Raw genomic sequence first — 3213 nt, forward strand, 5'->3', positions numbered from 1 at the left:
CAGATCGACGTGGCCCTCGCCGAGTACCGGCGGTGGCTCCTCGACGGCCGACCGCCCTGCAGCACCGCCTGCACCTGCGGGTGCACACCCACCACCTAGGAGGACCCGTGCACGACACCTGCCCCAACTGCCTGCAGCGGGACATAGCCCCCGCTGTCACCCGGCGCCGCGGCCAGACCACCCGGGACGGCTACCAGTGCCCCCGCTGCCAGCAGCAGTGGATTACCGAGCGGATCGACACCGCCTACCGCCACCACCGGGACGACGCCGCATGACCCGCGCCGCCCTCACCGCCGCCCTCGACGGCACCGAATGGCACCAGCCCATCCCCAACCCGCTCCGACGCCGCCCCGCCGCCTGACCGGCACCCGCCACCCAGCAACCCGCAACCGGAGGAACCCATGCACGTCCGCGCCGCCTGCACACTCACCGCCTACATCGCCACCATCCCCGCCGCCAACCTCGCCGTCACCCACTACGGCGCCGTCCCCGTCGGCCTCGGCTACCTCGCCCCCGCCGGCGTCTACGTCGTCGGCCTCGCCTTCGTCCTCCGCGACCTCGCCCGCGAAACCGCCGGCCGCACCGCCACCTTGGCCGCCATCGGTATCGGAGCAGCCCTCTCCTGGTGGCTGGCCGACCCGGCCCTCGCCCTGGCCTCGGCCGCAGCCTTCGCGCTCGCCGAGACCCTGGACTTCGCCGTCTATGAACCGCTCCGCAAGCGCGGCCTCGTCGTGGCCATGCTCGCCTCGAACGCGGTCGGCCTCCTCGCGGACAGCCTGATCTTCCTCTGGCTCGCCTTCGGCAGCCTCGCCTACCTCCCCGGCCAGCTGCTCGGCAAGACGTGGATGACCCTCGCCGCCGTCGCCGTCATCGCCACCTGGCAGCGGCGCCGGGACCAGGCGGTGACCGCGTGAGGTTCTACCTCGGGACCCACATGCCGAACTGGCTCGCCACCGCCGGCGTGCCGCTCTTCATCAGCCGCAACCGCCTCAAGGGTCGCCGAACCTTCCCCCGCGCCATCGCCCCCTGGGCCCTCGACTCCGGCGGCTTCACCGAACTCATGCAGCACGGCCGCTGGACCATCACCCCCGAGCAGTACGTCGCCGAGGTCCGCCGCTACCGCGACGCCATCGGCATGCTCGACTGGGCCGCCCCCATGGACTGGATGTGCGAACCCTGGGTCATCGACGGCGGACAGCACGGCCCGCTCACCTTCGCCGGAACCGGGCTCACCGTCGAGGAACACCAGCGCCTCACCGTCGAGAACCTGATCGAACTCCGGGCCCTCGCCCCCGACCTGCCGTTCATACCCGTCCTCCAAGGCTGGCGACTCGAGGACTACGAACGCTGCGCCGAGATGTACGCAGCCGCCGGCATCAACCTCGCCGCCGAACCCGTCGTCGGCCTCGGCTCCGTCTGCCGCCGCCAAGCGACCAGTGAGATCGGCGAGATCGTCAACCGCTTCCGCAGCCAGGGCCTCAACCTCCACGGGTTCGGCGTGAAGACCCGAGGCATCGCCGACTACGGCGACGAGCTCACCTCAGCCGACTCCATGGCCTGGTCGATGGATGCCCGCCGCTCCGACCCACTCCCCGGCCACACCCACAAAAACTGCGCGAACTGCCCCGACTGGGCGATCCGCTGGCACCAGCGCATCGTCCGCCAGCACCTCACACCCGTCGCCTGACCTCGACCGCCCCCGGACACCACGAAGGCCCGCCTCGAGGCGCGAGGCGGGCCAACTGCCCCAGCATCTCACGAACGGAGTCCCACATGGCCACCTACGAGATCGAGTTCGGCAAGCTTGGCGACAGCCGGCCCGTACCGCCGCTCACCGTCCGCACCACCGACCCGAACGTCCTTGCCCGCACCGTCGTCGAGCACGCCCGGCCGTACATCACCCCCGTCCTCGCCGAGATGGGCCACCCCGAGTACGCCGACTGCCTTTTCCGCACCAGTAGCGACCGCGCCGTCGGTGAGTTCCTCCACCTCGACCTCGCCGCCGGCAAGGGCATTGCATTCCTCGGCGCGCGAATCACAGTCACGCCGGAGCGGATCCAGCGGAAGCGCACCAAGGGCTGGACGTCGCACGGCGCCAAGTACGTCGGCCGCGGCACCCGATGGGGTAACCCCTGGGTCATCGCCCAGACCCCCAACGCCTGGGTCGTCAACTGGGCTGGCCCCCGAGAGGTGCGCCCGCCCGCCGGCCTGAAGACCTCCGTGGTTGCCGGCGACCGCCGCGACGCCCACGTCCTCGCCGTCGAGCTGTACCGCATCTGGGTAGTGGCCGACCCCGCCCGGGTCGACCGCGTCCGCGCTGAGCTCGCCGGCCGAGACCTGATGTGCTGGTGCGCCGAGTCGCTTTCCTGCCACGCGGACGTGCTCCTCGAGCTGGCACGCGGCGGCAAGTCGTGACCGCGCCCGCCCGGCCGGTGATGACGGAGACGGAGCTCGCTGTGCTTGCCGGCGCCGCGGAGGGCGACACCTACGCCGTCATCGGCGCCCGGCTCGGCCTCCACGAGAAGTCCGTCTCGAAGATCGCCGTCCGGGCGGGCCGCAAGCTCGGCGCCCGCAGCATCACCAACGCCGTGATCCTCGCCTGCCGGGCGGGCCTCCTCGACGGCCGGCCCCAACGCCACGGGGACCGGGCTGGGGCGGTGGCCCACCGGCGCCGGGGTGAGGACCCGAGGGACTGCCCGCTCGGGTGCGGGGAGGGCGAGAAGGCCTACCGGGACGCCCTGAAGGGCCAGAAGGCCCCTGAGAGCCTCCGAGGGGCGCCCCGGTCTCCCAAGTCCACCCGCATCGCGATAGGCCGTCAGAACAAAACCCAGAGACCGAATCGAGGCAACTATGACCGACCCCCGACCCGCCAACGCCATCCCGTGCTCCTGCGGAGCCTGGTGGACCGGACTCACCCGCAGCCACTGCGCCGCCCCTGGTTGCCACCGCACGTTCAGCTCCGAGTCCGCCGCCGACCGCCACCGACAGGGCCGCTTCGGCATAGACCGCCACTGCGTCGACCCCGCCACCGTCGGCCTCGTCCCAGTCGAGAAGCGGTACGGCGTGATGTGGCAGACGCCCGGACCCGAAGACGGCGCACCCCAGTGGGCCCGCGCCAACAGCCACTCCGCCTGACCAGCCCGTCCGGCGGTGGTCGTGCCCGCGGCCACCGCCCCACCACCCACAGGAGACACCCGTGACCCTCCCCACCCC

5 protein-coding genes and 1 pseudogene are annotated in these 3213 nt (G+C 72.1%); all 6 read left to right on the forward strand.

Features of this window, described 5'->3' with window-relative positions:
• Nucleotides 1–107 precede the first annotated feature (107 nt).
• The 6 genes and pseudogenes from HYE82_RS35320 (at nt 108) to HYE82_RS38750 (ending at nt 3135) form a co-directional block, all read left to right on the forward strand.
• Nucleotides 108–275, forward strand: a complete 168-nt coding sequence (locus HYE82_RS35320) for a hypothetical protein (RefSeq protein WP_218783418.1) — start codon at nt 108–110, stop codon at nt 273–275.
• A gap of 126 nt (nt 276–401) precedes the next feature.
• Nucleotides 402–914 (forward strand): VUT family protein, encoded by a 513-nt coding sequence (locus HYE82_RS35325; RefSeq protein WP_179178321.1) that lies wholly within the window; start codon nt 402–404, stop codon nt 912–914.
• Complete coding sequence (locus HYE82_RS35330; protein ID WP_309144558.1) at nt 911–1687, forward strand: hypothetical protein; 777 nt, start codon at nt 911–913, stop codon at nt 1685–1687. The genes HYE82_RS35325 and HYE82_RS35330 overlap by 4 nt, the downstream gene beginning before the upstream one ends.
• Nucleotides 1688–1773: 86 nt before the next feature.
• Nucleotides 1774–2415 (forward strand): DUF4326 domain-containing protein, encoded by a 642-nt coding sequence (locus tag HYE82_RS35335; RefSeq protein ID WP_256988150.1) that lies wholly within the window; start codon nt 1774–1776, stop codon nt 2413–2415.
• Between the two features lie 20 nt (nt 2416–2435).
• Nucleotides 2436–2588 (forward strand): annotated as a pseudogene (locus tag HYE82_RS39595) (LuxR C-terminal-related transcriptional regulator); the annotation flags it as partial.
• Nucleotides 2589–2850: 262 nt separating this feature from the next.
• Entirely contained in the window at nt 2851–3135 is a 285-nt protein-coding gene (locus tag HYE82_RS38750; RefSeq protein ID WP_256988152.1) for a hypothetical protein, read from the forward strand.
• Nucleotides 3136–3213: the final 78 nt, after the last annotated feature.

The sequence above is a fragment of the Streptomyces sp. BR123 genome (assembly GCF_013401435.1).
Taxonomy (GTDB): Bacteria; Actinomycetota; Actinomycetes; order Streptomycetales; family Streptomycetaceae; genus Streptomyces.